The sequence below is a fragment of the Cytobacillus sp. FSL R7-0696 genome, from assembly GCF_038006865.1.
Classification (GTDB): domain Bacteria; phylum Bacillota; class Bacilli; order Bacillales; family Cytobacillaceae; genus Cytobacillus; species Cytobacillus kochii.
Genome location: NZ_JBBOWA010000001.1, coordinates 4,488,546 through 4,507,632 on the forward strand (window position 1 = coordinate 4,488,546; position 19,087 = coordinate 4,507,632).

At 37.6% G+C, this 19,087-nt stretch carries 16 protein-coding genes; 1 reads left to right on the forward strand and 15 read right to left on the reverse strand.

The genetic code is table 11. The annotated features are described in order from the left end of the window. Positions 1–71: 71 nt before the first annotated feature. From rpe to MKX29_RS22895, 15 genes are all read right to left on the reverse strand, one after another. Positions 72–716: a ribulose-phosphate 3-epimerase gene (gene rpe, locus MKX29_RS22825; protein WP_224938574.1), complete on the reverse strand. Its 645-nt coding sequence runs from the start codon at positions 714–716 to the stop codon at positions 72–74. 3 nt (positions 717–719) lie between these two features. Next, positions 720–1,604, reverse strand: a complete 885-nt coding sequence (gene rsgA / locus MKX29_RS22830; RefSeq protein WP_341107960.1) for a ribosome small subunit-dependent GTPase A — start codon at positions 1,602–1,604, stop codon at positions 720–722. Positions 1,605–1,619: 15 nt separating this feature from the next. Further along, on the reverse strand, positions 1,620–3,611 hold the full coding sequence (pknB, locus tag MKX29_RS22835) for a Stk1 family PASTA domain-containing Ser/Thr kinase (RefSeq protein WP_307314487.1): 1,992 nt from the start codon (positions 3,609–3,611) through the stop codon (positions 1,620–1,622). Positions 3,612–3,620: 9 nt separating this feature from the next. Continuing rightward, positions 3,621–4,370 (reverse strand): Stp1/IreP family PP2C-type Ser/Thr phosphatase, encoded by a 750-nt coding sequence (locus tag MKX29_RS22840; protein WP_095369572.1) that lies wholly within the window; start codon positions 4,368–4,370, stop codon positions 3,621–3,623. Positions 4,371–4,374: 4 nt separating this feature from the next. Further along, complete coding sequence (gene rlmN / locus MKX29_RS22845; protein ID WP_224938571.1) at positions 4,375–5,460, reverse strand: 23S rRNA (adenine(2503)-C(2))-methyltransferase RlmN; 1,086 nt, start codon at positions 5,458–5,460, stop codon at positions 4,375–4,377. Positions 5,461–5,464: 4 nt separating this feature from the next. After that, positions 5,465–6,817 (reverse strand): 16S rRNA (cytosine(967)-C(5))-methyltransferase RsmB, encoded by a 1,353-nt coding sequence (gene rsmB, locus MKX29_RS22850; protein ID WP_341107963.1) that lies wholly within the window; start codon positions 6,815–6,817, stop codon positions 5,465–5,467. Further along, positions 6,814–7,764 (reverse strand): methionyl-tRNA formyltransferase, encoded by a 951-nt coding sequence (fmt, locus tag MKX29_RS22855; RefSeq protein WP_341107966.1) that lies wholly within the window; start codon positions 7,762–7,764, stop codon positions 6,814–6,816. The genes rsmB and fmt overlap by 4 nt, the downstream gene beginning before the upstream one ends. Beyond that, a complete protein-coding gene (gene def / locus MKX29_RS22860) occupies positions 7,761–8,246 on the reverse strand; it encodes a peptide deformylase (protein ID WP_095369576.1) in 486 nt (161 codons plus the stop codon). The genes fmt and def overlap by 4 nt, the downstream gene beginning before the upstream one ends. Before the next feature lie 112 nt (positions 8,247–8,358). Next, positions 8,359–10,767: a primosomal protein N' gene (gene priA, locus MKX29_RS22865; protein WP_289433510.1), complete on the reverse strand. Its 2,409-nt coding sequence runs from the start codon at positions 10,765–10,767 to the stop codon at positions 8,359–8,361. After that, the gene (gene coaBC, locus MKX29_RS22870; protein WP_224938567.1) at positions 10,764–11,972 is read right to left on the reverse strand and encodes a bifunctional phosphopantothenoylcysteine decarboxylase/phosphopantothenate--cysteine ligase CoaBC; all 1,209 of its coding nucleotides are present in this window, start codon (positions 11,970–11,972) and stop codon (positions 10,764–10,766) included. The genes priA and coaBC overlap by 4 nt, the downstream gene beginning before the upstream one ends. A gap of 158 nt (positions 11,973–12,130) precedes the next feature. Continuing rightward, complete coding sequence (gene rpoZ / locus MKX29_RS22875; RefSeq protein ID WP_095369579.1) at positions 12,131–12,355, reverse strand: DNA-directed RNA polymerase subunit omega; 225 nt, start codon at positions 12,353–12,355, stop codon at positions 12,131–12,133. Between the two features lies 1 nt (position 12,356). After that, a complete protein-coding gene (gene gmk, locus MKX29_RS22880; RefSeq protein ID WP_095369580.1) occupies positions 12,357–12,971 on the reverse strand; it encodes a guanylate kinase in 615 nt (204 codons plus the stop codon). 9 nt (positions 12,972–12,980) lie between these two features. Next, positions 12,981–13,244, reverse strand: coding sequence for an extracellular matrix/biofilm regulator RemA (gene remA, locus MKX29_RS22885; protein WP_095369581.1), 264 nt, complete (start codon positions 13,242–13,244; stop codon positions 12,981–12,983). Positions 13,245–13,303: 59 nt separating this feature from the next. Further along, on the reverse strand, positions 13,304–14,176 hold the full coding sequence (locus MKX29_RS22890; RefSeq protein WP_224938566.1) for a YicC/YloC family endoribonuclease: 873 nt from the start codon (positions 14,174–14,176) through the stop codon (positions 13,304–13,306). Between the two features lie 167 nt (positions 14,177–14,343). Beyond that, positions 14,344–17,022: a cation-translocating P-type ATPase gene (locus MKX29_RS22895; protein WP_224938565.1), complete on the reverse strand. Its 2,679-nt coding sequence runs from the start codon at positions 17,020–17,022 to the stop codon at positions 14,344–14,346. A gap of 280 nt (positions 17,023–17,302) precedes the next feature. Between MKX29_RS22895 and MKX29_RS22900 the strand changes: the two genes are divergently transcribed. Further along, a complete protein-coding gene (locus tag MKX29_RS22900; protein WP_224938564.1) occupies positions 17,303–19,015 on the forward strand; it encodes an Rqc2 family fibronectin-binding protein in 1,713 nt (570 codons plus the stop codon). Positions 19,016–19,087 lie beyond the last annotated feature (72 nt).

Genomic DNA, 19,087 nt, shown 5'->3' on the forward strand with positions numbered 1-19,087 from the left:
AACTACTGTAAAATACAAGAAACATAAGAAAAGCTGACTCTAAGTATAATCTTAAAATCAGCTTTTTTAGGTCAATTCCGCAGTCTAGCGATTGCTTCTTTGCGGTCTTGTTTATTATAAACGGCAGAGCCTGCTACTAAAACATTCGCTCCTGCAGCAATGCATTTTTTTGCAGTCTCCTCATTTACCCCACCATCCACTTCGATTTCGAGAGAGGGATTAGATGTTTTACTCCATTCTTTTACTTCAGCAATTTTAGGTAAAACATTTTCAATAAATGATTGTCCACCAAAGCCAGGGTTCACCGTCATTAATAAAACCATATCAACATCAGTTATTACATGCTTAATCGCTTCGACAGGTGTTGCTGGGTTAATCACAACGCCTGCTTTCACACCCAAGGACTTAATGAGATGTATTGTACGATGAAGGTGTTTACATGCCTCAGCATGAACAGTAATAATATCTGCTCCTGCTGAGGCGAAGCTTGGAATATATTGATCAGGATTTTCTATCATAAGATGAACATCTAATGGTAGGTTCGTTATCGGTCTAATGGCTTCAACAATTAACGGACCAATCGTAATGTTAGGAACAAAGTGACCATCCATCACATCTACATGAATATAATCCGCTCCCCCACGTTCGACATCAAGAATTTCTTCTCCTAATTTAGAAAAATCTGCAGATAAAATCGATGGTGCAATTTTTACCATGCGTTAATACCTCGGCTTTCTGTCTCTTATTTCGTCTATAAAAGTAATATAATGCTCATAGCGATAACGTGGCAAATCTCCGGCATCTATAGCTTGTTTAACTGCACATTTAGGTTCCTTTAAATGCATGCAACCTCTGAATTTACATGAGCTGCTTAGTTCTTGGATGTCAGGGAAATAATTTTGTAAGTCCTCTTGCTCAATTTCAGTAAACTCTAAAGAGCTAAAACCCGGTGTATCAGCAACAAGTCCACCATTAATCTCAATGAGCTCCACATGTCTTGTTGTATGTTTTCCTCTCCCTAAATGAGAGGATATATCGTCTGTTTTTAATTGCAAATCAGGACGTAATACATTTAAAAGTGAAGATTTACCAACACCTGATTGACCAGCAAATACGGATATTTCTCCCGTAATGAAAGGATAAAGATCCTCAATCCCTTCCGCCGTTTCGGACGAAGTCAAAACAACTTTATAGCCTGCTTTTCGATAGTTATCAGCATATACAGCTAGTGTTTCTTGTTCCTCTTTACTTGCCAAATCCATCTTAGTGATACAAATAATAGGCGTAATATGATTCGATTCTACCAGGACAAGAAAACGATCTAATAACGCTGTACTAAAGGTAGGTTCAACACTTGAGAAAATGAGAAAAGCTTGATCTACATTCGCTATAGGTGGGCGAATAAGTTCATTTTTACGCTTTTTCACTTCTAAAATATACCCTTCTTTATCATTTTCTGCTTGATAGTGTACTTCATCTCCGACTAATGGAGTTATTTTATTTTTACGAAAGACACCACGTCCACGACATTGGATGATTTCTTTATCCTTGTTCAAAACATAATAAAAGCCACTTAAAGCTTTTATGATTTTGCCTTCTGGCATAGTAGTCCTCCTACATCACTGTTCATACGGAACATTTTCTTGAATAATCATTTGTCCATCCCTCATAATTTGGTAAGAAGCGGTTTCTCCTGGTTGTATTTGCAGTGAAAAGGAAATAACTCGATCTTCAGTAATATGAATCGTATTAAATGGCTCATCAATATTGTTGTCCATATCTTCTATAAAGATTTGTACTTCTTGAGGTTGTCCGACATTATCAGGATTTGGCTTATACGGTACATTCACTTCTCTTTTCACTTCTACAGGAACTTGTTCCGGCCCACTTGATAGATAAACTTTTACTGTGTCCCCGTCATTTAAAGATGCTCCAGCTCCAGGTTCCTGCCGAATGACCTCACCTTGAGCAATCTCAGCATGATGCTCTTCTCCAGCTACTTCAATTGTTAATCCACTAGATGCTTCGTATTCTGCTAGGGCCTTATCATTATAACCGGTTAAATCTTTTAATTCTATCGGTTCCTCCCCTTTGCTGACGACAAAGATGAGCTCTTCTTCTTGGGGAATCACTTCTTCTCCGGGATCAATATTCTGTTCTAGAATTGTTCCCTTTGCTTCCTCACTAAATTCTTCTTCTGATTGGATAGATTGGAAACCCTCTTCTTTTAGTAACTCTTCTATATCACTATATGGGCGACCAGTAAAATCCTCCATTGAATAGCGTTCTTTACCGATACTTTCATAAATATTTACTGCTGTTCCTTCTTTCTGTGTCCTCCCTGCTCTCGGTTCGGTTCTTATAACTTCCCCTGCTTTCACTTCATCATTGTTTTGTTCGATTTCTTCACCAATCGTAAATCCTTCTTCTTGTAACAATGTTTTCGCGTCATCAACGCTCATATTTGATACATCTGGTACAGTAACATCATCAGGTGAAAGCATCTCAGGTAAAACAGTGACGGAAAGAACAAATAGCACAACTAATAGAACAAAAGTAGATATAAGGATCATTGGACCTTTTTTTCGTTTTTTCTTCTTTTTCGTATCTTCTTTTTCTTTTTTTGGACTTTCCTTTTTTACAATAGGTACAGGACTATCTTCATTTTTTTCTTCAATTTTATGAATAATCGTTTCGTCAGTAGGATGGTACATTTTATCTGCAGTAATGATCGGAATTGCTTTTGTAGCATCATCGTCATCAGGTACAGTAAACTTTCTTTCGTTCATCCTCTCTTCATTCAAAGATGTAGAGAGGTCTTCTTCCATTTCATCGGCACTATTATAGCGATGGAAAGGGTCCTTTGCTGTTGCCTTCAATACGATATTTTCAACACTTTGTGGTATATCTGGGTTCCATCTTCTTAAGGAAGGCGTTTCTGATTGCAAGTGTTTCAATGCAATAGAAACAGCTGATTCTCCTGAAAACGGTAATCTTCCAGTTAACAGCTCAAACATGACAATCCCTAATGAATATATATCTGATTTACGGTTTGCCATACCGCCTCTTGCTTGTTCTGGTGATAAATAATGAACCGACCCTAATACGGAATTCGTCTGGGTAATGCTAGTTGCACTTAGAGCCATTGCAATTCCAAAATCAGTAATTTTTATCTTGCCTTCATGATCAATTAAGATATTATGTGGTTTAATATCACGATGAATAATCTGGTTTTGATGGGCGTGAGAAATAGCTGATGTCAGCTGTTTCATAATATCAATCGCTGTTTCCAAAGGGACAGGCCCGTTTTTTTGTATGTATTGTTTTAATGTTTGACCGTCAACATATTCCATGACGATGTAATATAGGGTATCTTCTTCTCCAACATCATAAATCGTCACAATATTTTGGTGAGTTAGGCTTGTAGCTGATTGAGCTTCACGGTGAAATCGTTTAATAAACTCATCATCTTCAGCGAAGTCTAGACGCAACATCTTTAATGCCACGTTTCGATCTAGAATCATATCATGAGCTAAATAAACGTTGGCCATGCCGCCTCCACCGACCATTTCCAAAATTTTATAACGGCCGTTTATACGCTTACCAATCATCAACGTTTATCACCCTCTCTCACAATCATCTGCATACTCGATGATTACGAGGGTAATATTATCTTCCCCTCCATTTTCATTTGCTCTTTTAATCAACTCAGTAGCTTTCTCCTCTAATGAGTCATTTCCATTTATAATCGATTCCATCTCTTGTTCTGAAACTTTGTTTGACAAACCATCAGAGCATAGCAATAGTCTATCATCTTCCTCAAAAATAATTGTTTTAATATCTTGGTTTACATCTTCTTCCGTACCGAGCACACGTAACACTAAATTTTTCATCGGATGATTTTCAGCATCCTCTTTTGTAATTTGCCCTGACCGAAGCAGTTCATTAACAAGGGAATGGTCGTCAGTTAGCTGCTGAAAACCCGCTTCATTTCTAATATAACACCGGCTATCACCTACGTTTACAATCGTAGCAAATCGACTAGTACAAATAGCAGCAACAACGGTCGTACCCATACCTTCACATTCAGTTACTTCTTTACTGTGAGCATATATAGCCTTATTGGTTTCATTAATATGGTCATGCAACCACTTTTCTGCTTGGTCCGCGGTTTCAATCTTTGGTGCAAGCAGCCACATAGATTTTAGCTTTTCCTTGGCCATTTCACTAGCTACATCACCAGCTCGGTGACCGCCCATACCATCAGCTACAATAGCTAAGCGATCACCACTGGCGTTTGTAAAAATGCCACCATTATCTTCATTTCGCTGACGAAGTTTCCCTACATCAGTCATAAAAACAGCCTTCATACTGTCACCTCGTTTCTTCTTTTCTCTCCTTTGCACGAAGTTGTCCACATGCTGCATCAATATCATGACCTTGTTCTCTACGGATGGTCACATTAACCCCACGATTTTTCAAAGCCTTTTCAAATTGAAAAATCTGCTCTCTAGGAGTTCTTACATAGTCTCTCTCAGGTACGTAATTGACTGGGATTAAGTTAATATGACACTTCAATCCTTTAACGAGATCAGCAAGCTCTTCTGCATGCTCTACTTGATCATTGACTCCTCCAAATAAACCATATTCAAAACTTACACGTCTACCTGTCTTGTTCACATAATAATGAATAGCTTCCATTAAATCGGGCAATTTATAAGCGCGGTTGATTGGCATTAATCTTCCTCTTATATCATTATTAGGGGCATGCAAGCTGACAGCAAAATTGATTTGCATATTTTCATCAGCAAATTTATAGATTTTCGGGATAATTCCGCTTGTAGATACAGTGATATGTCTAGCACCAATATTCAAGCCATCATCATGATTAATAATTTTCAAGAAAGACATCATTTGATCATAATTATCAAACGGTTCCCCAATACCCATAATGACAACAGAACTTACTCTTTCATCTGTTTCATCTAACGCTTGTTGTACTTTTACGACTTGAGCAACGATTTCTCCTGCTTCTAGATGACGTTTTAATCCTCCTAAAGTCGAGGCACAAAATGTACAACCAATACGACACCCTACCTGTGTTGTAACACAAACAGAATTACCGTATTCATGACGCATTAAAACCGTCTCAATTGAATAGCCATCGTGTAACTCAAATAAAAATTTAATTGTGCCATCAGTAGATTGTTGCTGAATAATCGTTTTTAATGTTGTTAAAGTAAATGTAGCAGCGAGCTTTTCTCGCAAACTTTTTGATAAATTTGTCATATCATCGAAGTTTGTTACTCTTTTTGTATATAACCAATCAAAAATTTGACTTGCGCGGAATACTTTTTCATTATTTTCTTTTAACCAGTCCTTTAGTTCGTCTAATTGTAATGAATAAATGGATGGTTGATGATTCGTTTCTGTATTTTTCTTTGTTGCACTTCTTTCCATGTGATTACACCTTCTTTCTCAGACAAGCGATATAAAACCCGTCTGAACCAATATATTGCGGTAATACTTGTATTTCAAAATCATCCACAAACGTTTGTAATGCTTGTGGTAGCCTTGCCTTAAGTGTTGAGTCTCCAACAAATTCTTTATGGTCACTTAAAAAACGTGAAATGACTTGATGGTTTTCAGATTCATCAACAGTGCATGTACTATACACTAGCATACCACCTTTTTTTAATAATGGGGTGATGGCATTTAATAAATCCAATTGAATGGACTGCAGGCGTGATAAATCATCTTCTTTTTTTGTATATTTCATATCAGGTTTCCTACGCATCACACCTAAACCTGAGCACGGTGCGTCTAACAAAATACGATCAAACGACTCTTGCGGGAAATGATCTTGAACTTGTCTACTATCGAGAGCAAGAGTACCAATATTCTCTAATCCTAATCTATCTGCTGTTTGTGCAATAAGCTTCACTTTATGCTCATGGAGATCTATCGCTATAACCTCTCCACTCCCCAACATCGCTTCAGCAATATGAGACGTTTTCCCACCTGGAGCTGCACAAGCATCAAGGATTCTTTCATTTTTTTGAGGATTCAGGGCCAAGCAAGCTAACATTGAACTTTCATCTTGTATTGTGATAAGTCCATTTTTGAATGCTGTAGACTTGGCAAGATTTCCTCGAAGAGCATGAATGGCTTCTGATACCCATTCACTCCGTTTCACGGCATATCTTTCCTCTTCTAATAATGTAATCACTTCTTCTGTCGTAGCTTTCGTACGATTTACACGCGCTGTTTGAGTTGGAGCTTGTAAATTAAGCTTACACATTTCTTCTGTTGTTTCTAGCCCAAATTGATCCACCCATCTAGCAACGAGCCATTCTGGGTGACTTGTTGCTATCGAGATTCTTTGAATAGGATCTTTAATTTCTTCCACTTGTCTAATCCCAGTTCGTTGTACATTTCGTAATATCCCATTCACAAATGAAGCAATGCCTTTATGGCCTTTATTTTTTGCTATTTCTACCGCTTCATTTAATGCCGCATGATCAGGAATTTTATTTAAGTGAACCATTTGGTAAACCGTGATCCTTAATAATTGCTTTACCCAAGACTCCACTTTATTGGGTTTTTTTATATAGGGCTGTAAATAATAATCTAATGTCATTTTACGTTGTAACGTCCCATAAACCAGTTCTGTCAGCAAACCAATATCTTTTTGTTCTAAATGATTTTGATTAATAGCATGGTTTAACAGGAGGTTACTATACGATTGGTTCTTTTCAATTGCATCTAACAAATCCATCGCAACTTCTCTTACATTTTTTTTTCTTTGTTTTTTCATTGATTGTCCCCTAACTTCATGCCAACTTGAAGATGGGCACCTGCGCCGCGCAGGTAATCTTTCGCTTTCATGCGTTTTTTACCTGATGGCTGAATCTCTGTTAGCTTCAATATCTGACCATCGCCGGTGGAGACATTGATGCCATCCTCTTCTAATCCAACAATTGTTCCAGACATTTGATTTGATTTTGATTCAATGATCACAGAAGCCCACACTTTCATAACTGCATCAGACAAAGTCGTATAAGCAACTGGCCAAGGATTCATCCCTCTAATATGGTTATAAATTTCTATTGCTGGTTTACTCCACTGAATTTTTTCTTCTTCACGCTTAATATTGTATGCAAATGTTGCTAAATTTTCATCTTGTTGTTTCGGAAGCAAATCACCCTTTAATAATGGTGGTAATGTTTCTAACAATAGTTTGCTACCAGCTTCACTTAATTTATCATGTAAGCTACCAACAGTATCATCCCTAGCGATTTCGACTTCTACCTGTGTTAAAATATCACCTGCATCCAACTTTTCAGCCATATACATAATCGTAATACCAGTCTTTTCTTTCCCTTGGATGATGCTGTAATGAATCGGTGCTCCACCTCTTAATTCTGGCAATAATGAAGCATGTACGTTAATGCAACCATATTTAGGTGCATCTAACAATGGCTTAGGGAGAATTTGCCCGAATGCAGCCGTGATAATAAGTTCAGGCTCTAGATTTAAAACAGCTTGCAAGTCCTCTTTATTTTTAACTTTCTCAGGCTGTAGCACTGGAATACCGTGTTTTTGTGCTTCCACTTTTACTGGTGGTGGAGTTAACACCTTTTTCCTTCCCACTGGCCGGTCAGGTTGTGTAACAACTGCAATGACTTCATAACCTGCTTGAATAACACTTCGTAATACCGGAACTGAAAAATCCGGTGTTCCCATAAATACAATTTTTGTCATTCTTCATCCAACCTCTCTAACTCTTCTGCCTCTATATATCTGCTAACTTTAGTGGTGAATAGGATTCCATCCAAATGATCAATCTCATGTAAAATGGCTCTAGCAAGAAAACCTTCTGCTGCGAACTCATATGGCTTACCCTTTCGATTGAATGCTTTTATTTTCACAAATGACGGTCGTGTGACATCACCATAAATACCGGGAAAGCTCAAACAGCCTTCTGGATCTGTTTGTTCACCTGATGTTTCGATTACTTCGGGATTTATCATCTCAATCGTGCCATGTTCATCTTCAATATCTACAATCGCTATTCTTTTATTGAGACCTATTTGAGGAGCAGCTAGTCCTACACCATCAAATTCAATCATTGTATCATACATATCATTTAATAGCCTTACTAATTTTTTATCAAAAACCGTTACCGGTGTACATTTTTCTTCTAAAATTGTATTAGGGTACATCACTATTTGTTTAACACTCAAAATATAAATCCTCCATAACATCTTCTCATTCAACAGACAGCCATAGCTAGACTAAAATTATTACCATTCTCGACGATTTTCTCTATCTATAACCTTTTTTAGTTATTTTTCTTTACATCAGAATAAATGGATTAACATCCACAGATATTTTCAAGGAAGTTGAAGTCACTTCTTGCTGATACTGATCTAATATCTTTTTTAATGATTGATTTAACTCTGGCTCCCGTTTGTATTTTATCAAACATTGGTAGCGATATCTATTGTTGATTCGTGGAATAGGTGATGCAACCGGACCAAGACAGATGGCGCTTTTAGTTAAGCGACTAGTCAGAAATGTGGTAATTTTTTCTGTGACATCTAACGCTTTCATCAATTGCTCGTGACTGACCGTAATAAGCGTAATAAAATAAAAAGGTGGGTACTTTAAGCCTTTTCTAATCATCATTTCGCGCTCGTAAAACTGGTCGTAATTTTGTTCAGCTGCTAACTCAATACTATAATGTTCAGGACTGTATGTTTGAATGACCACTTCTCCTGGTAATTGATGACGCCCTGCTCTTCCACTCACTTGCGTCAATAACTGAAACGTTTTTTCTGATGAACGAAAATCTGGCAAATGAAGCATTGTATCAGCTGATAATACACCGACAAGCGTTATATTTGGAAAATCAAGTCCCTTGGCAATCATTTGGGTCCCTAGCAGAATATCTGCATGGCCTTTTTGGAACTCATTAAGCAGTCGCTCATGAGAGCCTTTTTTACTCGTTGTATCCACATCCATACGAATAACTCTCGCTTCAGGCAATACTTTATGGAGTTCTTCTTCTACCTTTTGTGTCCCTGTGCCAAAATAACGAATATGATCACTCTGGCATTCTGGACAAACAGAGGGGACATGATCCTCATATCCACAATAATGACATTTCATTTGCTGCTGGTGGCGATGATAAGTTAATGAAATATCACAGTTCGGACAATTAACAACATAACCACAATCACGACACATGACAAAAGAAGAGTATCCACGTTTATTTAAGAAAAGGACTGTCTGCTCTTTTTTTTCTAGACGTAATTGGAGCTTTTCTAATAAGGAGGAAGAAAACATCGAGCGATTTCCACTTCTTAGCTCTTCACGCATATCTACAATATCCACCTGTGGTAAATCTTGATTATTCATCCTCTTCGGCAAACTTAACAAAGTGTATACACCTTTTTTAGCACGAGCAAATGATTCGAGTGAAGGTGTAGCGCTACCTAAAATAACGGGGAAACTACCTTGCTTCCCTCGTTTTATTGCTACATCTTTTGCATGATATTTTGGGTTTTCCTCTTGTTTATAACTTGTCTCATGTTCCTCATCTATAATGATGAGACCGAGGTTTTCAAACGGAGCAAATACAGCTGACCGCGCTCCAACAACGACTTTCACTTCTCCACGCTGTACTTTTCGCCATTCATCATACTTCTCACCAGCAGATAATCCACTATGCATCACAGCTACTTGATTCCCAAATCTTCCTTTAAAACGATGAACCATTTGTGGGGTAAGTGAAATCTCTGGCACTAAACAAATTGCTTCTTGGCCTCTCCCTAGTACTTTCTGTATCGACTGTAAGTAAACTTCTGTTTTCCCACTCCCTGTTACGCCATACAATAAAAACACTTCATGAAGGGATTTTGCAATGCGATCATGGATTGGATCGATGGCTTCTTGTTGCTCATTTGTTAACAGCAATGGTTCTGTTCGTGCAAAATAACGATTTTCATAAGGATCACGATAAATTTCACGTTCGCTCTCCTCTAATACTTCTTTTTTCACTAGTTCTTTTACGACGGCATTCGATATTTGTAGAGTTGCCGTTAAATCAGTTAAGAATATCCAATCATTATTTGCGATAAAGTATTTGATCACGTCATGTTGTTTTTGTGCTCTTGGTGTAAGAGACGATTGATAAGTCTTTAATTCCTCTGTTGAAAGGGCGCTTCTAATAGCGAGGCGTTTTTTCTTTTTTATTTTATCTTTCACTTCATAAATAATTAGAATATGACCCTTCGTTACTTCTTGCTGTAACAATGATAAATAGCCTGTTTCTTTCGCTTCTTCCCACAGGATGCTATCTTGGTTAGTAAATAAGCCTTGTAAGGTTTGGGGTAACAAATGTTTGCTTTCAGTTGAAACTTGTAATTTTTTTTGATATTTTGCTTTAAGTGCTGCTGGTAACATCGCTTGATAAGCAGAGATCCGATAACTTAAAGTTTCTTCTGATAGCCAATTTCCTAATGAAATGAGCGACTCAGATAATACAGGTGTTAAATCTAACGGCTCAATGATTTTTTTTAATTTATTAAGCGTGGACTGAGGTTTGATCCCAATGACAAAACCTTGAATTCTCCTTGGCCCAAATGGGACAACGACGCGCATCCCAATTTGAATGACCGTCTCAAGTGATTGCGGAATAACATAATCAAAAGGTCGATCTGTTTGCTTAGCCGGTACGTCAACAATGACCTCAGCAATCATTTTCCCTCATCCTCGTGTATATGAAGTGCTTCTTTTAGAATGCTAACTGCTACGTCATGTTTTGACATTAACGGGAGATCAGTTTTAGTTCCATCTCGTTTATAGAGAGTAACAACATTCGTATCTGTTCCAAATCCGGCACCCGCACTTGTTACATCATTGGCGACTATCATATCAGCATTTTTCTTTTCCAGCTTTCCTCTCGCATATACATCTACATTATTTGTTTCTGCCGCAAAACCCACCAACACTTGATTTTTCTTTCTTTTACCAAGTGCCATTAAAATATCTTTAGTTCTTTCTAATTCCAACTGTTGATCACCATCATTCTTTTTCACTTTCTGATCATAAGTATATTTAGGCCGATAATCTGCTACAGCAGCCGTTTTTATTACAATATGAGCATCAGCAAAACGAGTAATCATTTCTTCATACATTTCTTCCGCACTTTCAACATTGATCACTTTTACACCATGAGGTGAAGAAATATGGACAGGACCTGATACTAATGTCACATCTGCACCAAGTTTCGCTGCGACTTCTGCAATCGCATAGCCCATTTTACCACTCGAATGATTGGTTAAATAACGAACAGGATCAATTTTTTCTCTTGTCGGCCCTGCTGAGATCAATAACTTTTTCCCTTTTAACAACGGTTCCTTTTGATTGAAAAAATGATTCATATGCTCAACAATCTTTTCCGGTTCTTCTAATCTACCTTTTCCAACATAACCACATGCGAGATAGCCTTCACTCGGTTCAATAAATTGATAACCAAACTGATGAAGTGTATCAATATTTTTTATCACTGCAGGATGATTGTACATATTGACATTCATCGCCGGTGCAATCCATACAGGCGATGTGTGTGCTAACAATGTTGTAGAAATCATATCATCTGCTAGGCCATTTGCAAGCTTACCAATAATATTCGCAGTTGCTGGTGCAATCAATATCAAATCTGCCCAGTCTGCTAAATCAATATGAGCAATCTTACTAGCGTCCTTTTCATCGAAGGTATCAAAATATACATCATTACGTGACATCACTTGAAAAGTTAATGGTGACACAAATTGTCTAGCTGACTCGCTCATCATTACTTTCACACAAGCTCCAGCTTGCGTTAACTTACTTGTTAAAGCTACAGCTTTATAAACAGCAATACCGCCGGTTACACACAACAGGATTTTTTTACCATTCAACATCTATACAAACCCCCAATATTCAAAAGGTTATTTTTCTTTTATTATGAATAATTTCGCTCACTTTTTCATCTATCTCTTCTTGTTTTTAACAAAAATTACGGCTATGAACAAAAATAACAACCTCCATACAGGTTGTTATTTTTTCATATATGTGTATTTTACCGTTTTTCCCCTTCATGCGTTGTATCACCTAAGCGATAAAATAGTTCGTTTGCATTAATCTCTTCTAACGCTTTACCCACATTTTTATGTGATACATATTTTTCTAAACGATATTGCTCTTCATTATTTTGTAATTTCCGTGCTCTTTTAGCAGCCACAGACACAAGAGAGTATTTTGAATCAATTTTTGTCATCAATGAATCAATTGATGGATTTAACATATTATTCAGCCTCCAACATTTTCAAATATCTAGGTTCAACGCGCGTGCGACGGCAATGTTCTGCTACTACAATCGCATTAATTCTGTCACAAGCGTTTTCCACTTGATCATTTTCTACAACATAATCATATAATTTCATCATTTCAATTTCTTCTTTAGCTGCACTTAAACGATTATTAATTATATCTTCTGTTTCTGTGCCTCGTGTAACAATACGATTTTTTAATTCAGATAAACTAGGTGGAACAAGGAAGATAAACAAGCCATCAGGAAACTTCTCACGCACTTGCTTTGCACCTTGTACTTCTATTTCTAAAAATACATCCTTGCCCTCGTTTAACGTTTGTTTCACATAATCAACAGGGGTTCCATAATAGTTGCCAACAAACTCAGCATACTCCAATAATTTATCTTGTTCTATTAATGTTTCAAATTCTTCACGAGATTTAAAGAAATAATCTACTCCATCCACTTCACCTTGTCTCGGCTTTCTTGTTGTCATAGAAATAGAGTATTCGAATGCCGTATCAGGCTGTGAGAAAATCTCTTTTCTCACTGTACCTTTCCCTACACCAGATGGACCTGAGAGTACTATTAATAAACCTTTTTCCTTCATTAGAAAATCCTACCCTTCATCGATAACATCATCGCGGTCATTCAGTCGTGCAGCTACTGTTTCCGGCTGAACAGCAGATAAAATGACATGATCACTATCCATGACAATGACTGCTCTCGTTCTACGGCCATATGTTGCATCTATCAGTACACCACGGTCTCTTGCATCCTGAATAATTCTCTTAATTGGTGCCGATTCCGGACTCACTATTGATATGATTCTATTGGCAGAAACAATGTTTCCGAAGCCAATATTAATTAATTTTATTGACATATGCGTCCCCCCGTCATCAGTTAACTATTTTGACCTTTATCACGCGTTTCTAAACCGCTTTATTCAATATTTTGTACTTGTTCTTTCATCTTTTCTAATAGACCTTTCATTTCAACCACTTCTCCAGCAATGGTAGAATCATTCGCTTTAGAACCGATTGTATTAACTTCTCGATTCATCTCTTGAATCATGAAATCAAGCTTTCTGCCAATTGCATCTTCCAAGGAAAGGGTCAATTGAAATTGATTACGATGTGATGCGAGTCGTGTCAATTCTTCATTGATATCGGCCTTGTCTGCAAAAATTGCCACCTCTGTAATAATTCTTGATTCATCAATATGACCATCAGCATATTCCTCCATTCGCTTTCGCAAACGGTCTTCGTATTGCTTTACCACGTTAGGGGCTAAGTCATATAAGCGGTTAAGACATTCAGTTAGTAAACCGAGCTGTTTAAAAAGATCCTTCTCTAGCTCCTTACCTTCAGCTAACCGCATCATTTGCAGCTCTTTACCAGCTTCATTTGTCGCTTCAAGAATCAACTCATCTAACCATTCGTCTTCTTCATCCACTTCCACAATAGCAAATACATCTTCATTAAGTAAATCTTTTAACCCAGGCTCACTGCTTAACTTATATTTTTCTTTCACTTCTGTCATTGAACGATAAAATTCGTCTAACAAATCCCAATCCACACGTATCTTCTTTTGTTTCGATCCCGTTTGTTCTATGGTTGCATAGACTTCTATTCTACCACGCTTAATATATTGATTAAGCGTTTTTTTTATTTTATCTTCCAGCTTGAGAAATTGCTTTGGAATGCGCAGGAAATATTCTGTAAAACGATGATTAACCGTTTTTACTTCAATCGTGATAGAGAAGGTGTCAGTTTGCCTTTTACCCTGTCCATACCCTGTCATGCTCGCTACCATCGTTTAACCACACTTCCTTTCGCCATTTGCGGGAAGTACCTACAACTTTCTTATACAAATTTGGCACTAACCATACCTTTTCTTACACTCATATATTATGTAGTTTTCTTTAAAAAACCAAAAGGTAATAGAGTTTCACTCTACTACCTAAAGGATTATACCATATTTCACTTCGATTTTCTTGCCAAATATGTGAAGCCAAGCAAAAATGTTGGGACAGCTGATAAGCCAACAATCATTAACCAATCACGACCAGCGATTGGTACTGTGTGGAAAATTTGTTGTAATGGCGGCCAATATAAAACGACTAGCATAAGTAAAACCGAAGAAATAACCGCCCAGACAAGATACATATTACCGAATGGGTTTCGAGCAAAAACTGATTTTTCACTTCGACAATCAAACACATGAATTAATTGAGCAAGGACTAATGTCGCAAATGCAACGGTTTGCGCATACGCGAGCTCATTAGGATCGCCTTTATATGTGAGCATAAACGCAAGTAAGGTTACTCCACCAATTAAAAATCCTCTTGAAATAACTTTCCAGCCAAGTCCTCTTGAAAAGATGCCCTCTTTAGGATTACGCGGTTCTCGCTTCATGACATTACCTTCTGGTCGGTCTAAACCTAACGCCATCGCCGGCAGGCCGTCTGTTACTAAATTCACCCAAAGAATTTGTATAGGTACTAGCGGCAGAGGTAGTGCTAGTATCATTGCAAATAGCATAACCAGTATTTCGCCAACATTAGATGCAAGTAAATACCTTACAAACTTTCTAATATTATCGTAAATATTTCGCCCTTCTTTTATTGCTGATTTAATGGTTGCAAAGTTGTCATCAAGTAAAATAAGAGAAGATGCTTCTTTTGCTACATCCGTACCGGTAATGCCCATGGCAATGCCAATATCAGCAGCTTTGATAGCTGGTGCATCATTGATTCCGTCCCCTGTCATGGCTACAATATGACCACGATTTTGCAGAGCTTTAACGATCTTTAATTTATGCTCCGGTGATACGCGCGCAAACACCGATACATCATCCACTACATCTTCTAACTCTTCTGTACTCAATGTAGCTAATGTTTTTCCTTCCATTACTTTTGTTGACTTATTAAGAATACCTAATTGTTTAGCAATTGCTTGAGCAGTTGTAATATGATCGCCTGTAATCATCACTGTCTTAATTCCTGCTTCTTTACATTCTTTAACCGCAGCTCGTACCTCGGTCCTTGGCGGATCAATCATTCCCTGTAAACCTATAAACGTCAATCGATTTTCTGCCTCTTTTTCTGATTTTATTCTGCCCTCATTAGTCAATTCTTTATATCCTATTGCAATTGTTCTTAGGGCTTGGGAGGCTAAACCGTGAATGGCCTCATTCACTGACCTATGCATCTCTTGGGTCATTGCTTGCTTACGGTTATCCCACAGGATACTCTCACAGTTCTGCGCCAACACATCCGGTGCTCCTTTACAGACAACAAATCTTCTGCCACTAGCATCTTTTAACACGATACTCATCATTTTTCTAGTTGAATCAAAAGGAAATTCTTCGAGAATTTCATATTGATTTAATAAAGAGGGGCGACTATATCCTGCTTTCATCCCAGCGACTAACAATGCACCTTCTGTTGGATCACCGTCAATGACAAATTCTTTATTTTTCTTATGAATTTCAGCATGATTACAAAGCATACCAAACATCAATAATTGTTGTAATGTTTTTTCATTTTTTGGATCTACACGTTTTTCACTGCGATAAAAATCTCCTTTAGGTGTATAGCCAATGCCATCTACTTGCCAAGTGTTCCCACCACTCCATAAATGGGTGACAGTCATTTTGTTCTGAGTCAAGGTTCCCGTTTTATCGGAGCATATGACAGAAGCACACCCTAATGTTTCTACTGCTGGGAGCTTTCTGACAATCGCCTTTTGTTTAATCATGCGTTGGACTCCAAGCGATAAGGCCACGGTGACTATCGCCGGTAATCCCTCTGGTATTGCTGCTACAGCTAACGATACCCCTGTTAAGAACATCGTATATAATTCTTGTCCTTGAAGCACACCGATACCTACGACAAGAACCGTTAAGAATAGTGCGACAACAATGAGGATTTTTCCTAATTGTTCCAACCTTCTTTGCAGCGGTGTTGTCATCGTTTCCGCACTTTGAATCATATCAGCGATTTGTCCCATCGCTGTTTTCATTCCTGTGCCAATGACAACCCCCACTCCGCTACCCTTCGTTACGATCGTACCCATAAAGCCCATATTTTCCATATCGCCGATTCCGGGGTTATCTTGCTTAATTGCTGCGACTGTTTTTTGCACTGGTAATGATTCACCTGTTAATGCCGACTCTTCTATTTCTAAGTTATTGCACTCGATTAAGCGGATATCCGCCCCAATTCTATCACCGGAGGAGAACTTCAATAAGTCACCAACAACGACTTCTTTTGAGGGGATTTTCTTCCATTCTCCATCACGTAATACAGTTACATGAGGTGTGGATAATTCTTTTAGCGCACTTAATGACTTCTCTGCTTTTCGTTCCTGAAAAAAACCTAATACTCCGTTGATAAGTACAATCGCAATAATGGCGATTGCATCAATATATTCACCCAGTAGCCCAGATATCAATGTGGCTACTAATAGAATTAAAGTCATAAAGTCTTTGAATTGACTAAAAAATAAGAGTAAAGCAGATTGCTTTTCTCCCTCTACTAATTCATTATATCCAAATTGCTCTAATCTTTTTTGCGCATCTTCTTCAGACATGCCTTCATGCCTATTCGTGTTTAACGTGTCTTCAACCTCTCTCGCTTCCATCTCATGGTATTTCATCCGGACATCACACTTCCTCCTTTTCATTTTAAGAGAATTCGCATCTACTACATGCGAACCGTCCTGCTTCCCCTACTATCTCGATGGAGAGCTGTCCTATTTTTAAGGCTCTCATGAAAGCTTATTCAGTCTCGTCCTAAAAAATGCTATGCTATTATGAGAAAGAATGTTTTTACATAAACAGAAAGCTTTTAAAAACCATTTGTTTATGGGAAAATAGCTTCCATAAAGTAAAGAGACGCACAGCGCTGAATCTCGTGCGTAGAAAAGGATGTTTTCAATGTCATTTGATGGATTATTTACAAAAGCGATGGTAGAGGAGTTACAATCCACTCTTAAAGGTGGTCGAATTAATAAAGTTCACCAACCTTATAAAAATGAAATGATATTAGTGATTAGAGCAAACGGAAAAAATCATAAATTACTCTTATCTGCTCACCCAAGTTATGCTCGGGTACAATTAACAAATGAAGCCTATGACAACCCGAGCATACCACCGATGTTTTGCATGCTATTAAGAAAACATTTAGAAGGATATATATTAGAAGATATTAAACAAATGGATTTAGATCGCATTATTATCTTTGACATTAAAGGCCGCAATGAGATTGGGGACGTTTCCTATAAAAGACTGATTGTAGAAATAATGGGACGACATAGTAATATTACGCTTATCGATCAAGAACGAAATATGATTCTCGATTGTATTAAACATGTATCTTATGCCGTAAATAGTTATCGTGCCTTACTTCCAGGTCAAACATATGTGACTCCCCCGGCTCAAAATAAAGCCAACCCAATAGAAGCTGATGAGACGGATGTATTACGAAGAATGGACTTTAATAGTGGGAAGTTAGATAGACAACTTGTACAACATTACAGCGGGTTTTCTCCCCTACTTGCAAAAGAAATTGTTTACCAATCAGGATTAGCCAACCGTACAACATTACCTGCTGCCTTTATTAAGACAATAGATAAAATAAAAAACAAAGAAGTTCAACCGACCATTACGATAAATGAGCATAAAGAGACTTTTTATTTCCTCCAGTTAGATCATATTCAGGGAGAGCAGCGTCATTTTGAGAGCTTAAGTCTAATGCTTGACCGCTATTATTTCGGCAAAGCAGAAAGAGATCGTGTCAAACAACAAGGTAATGACTTGGAAAAATTCATTAGCAATGAAAAAGAAAAAAACACAAAAAAAATAGAGAAATTAAAACTAACCATGCAAGATGCAAAAAATGCCGAGCAATTTCAATTGTACGGTGAATTAATTACAGCTCATATGTATGCCATTCATAGAGGGATGGATGAGATTGAAGTGAGCAATTATTATGATGAAAATAACAGTAATGTCCTTATCCCTCTAGATACACAAAAAACACCTTCGCAAAATGCACAGATATACTTTAAGAAATATCAAAAAGCTAAACATGCCAAACAAGTTGTACAAGAACAAATAGATCAAGCCTATGAAGAAGTTAACTACTTCGATCATCTTTTACAACAAATACAAGCCGCTTCACCGAAAGATATTGAAGAAATACGGGAGGAACTTATTGAAGGCGGTTACTTACGGGAAAGACAAAAAAAACAGAAAAAGCCGGTCAATGCCAAACCAATCCTTGATTATTTTGTCGCTAGCGATGGGACAGAAATCATTGTTGGTAAGAACAATAAACAAAATGATTATTTAACGAATAAATTAGCTGCAAAAGACGACATATGGCTCCATACAAAAGATATCCCTGGGTCCCATGTGGTCATTAGAGATAAAGCGCCAAGTAATGAAGTTATTCAAGAAGCTGCTTGTTTAGCTGCTTATTTTAGTAAAGCGCGTAACTCAAGTAGTGTACCCGTCGATTACACAAAGGTACGTAATGTGAAAAAGCCGAGTGGTGCTAAGCCCGGGTTTGTCATTTATGATCAACAACAAACAATCTTTGTCACCCCTGATGAAGAAAAAGTCATTTCACTTAGTAAAAAGAAATAACAAAACCCAATTGAGATGAACGCCTTACTCTACCAGGCGCTCCATCCAATTGGGTTTTTTATTAGTTAAACA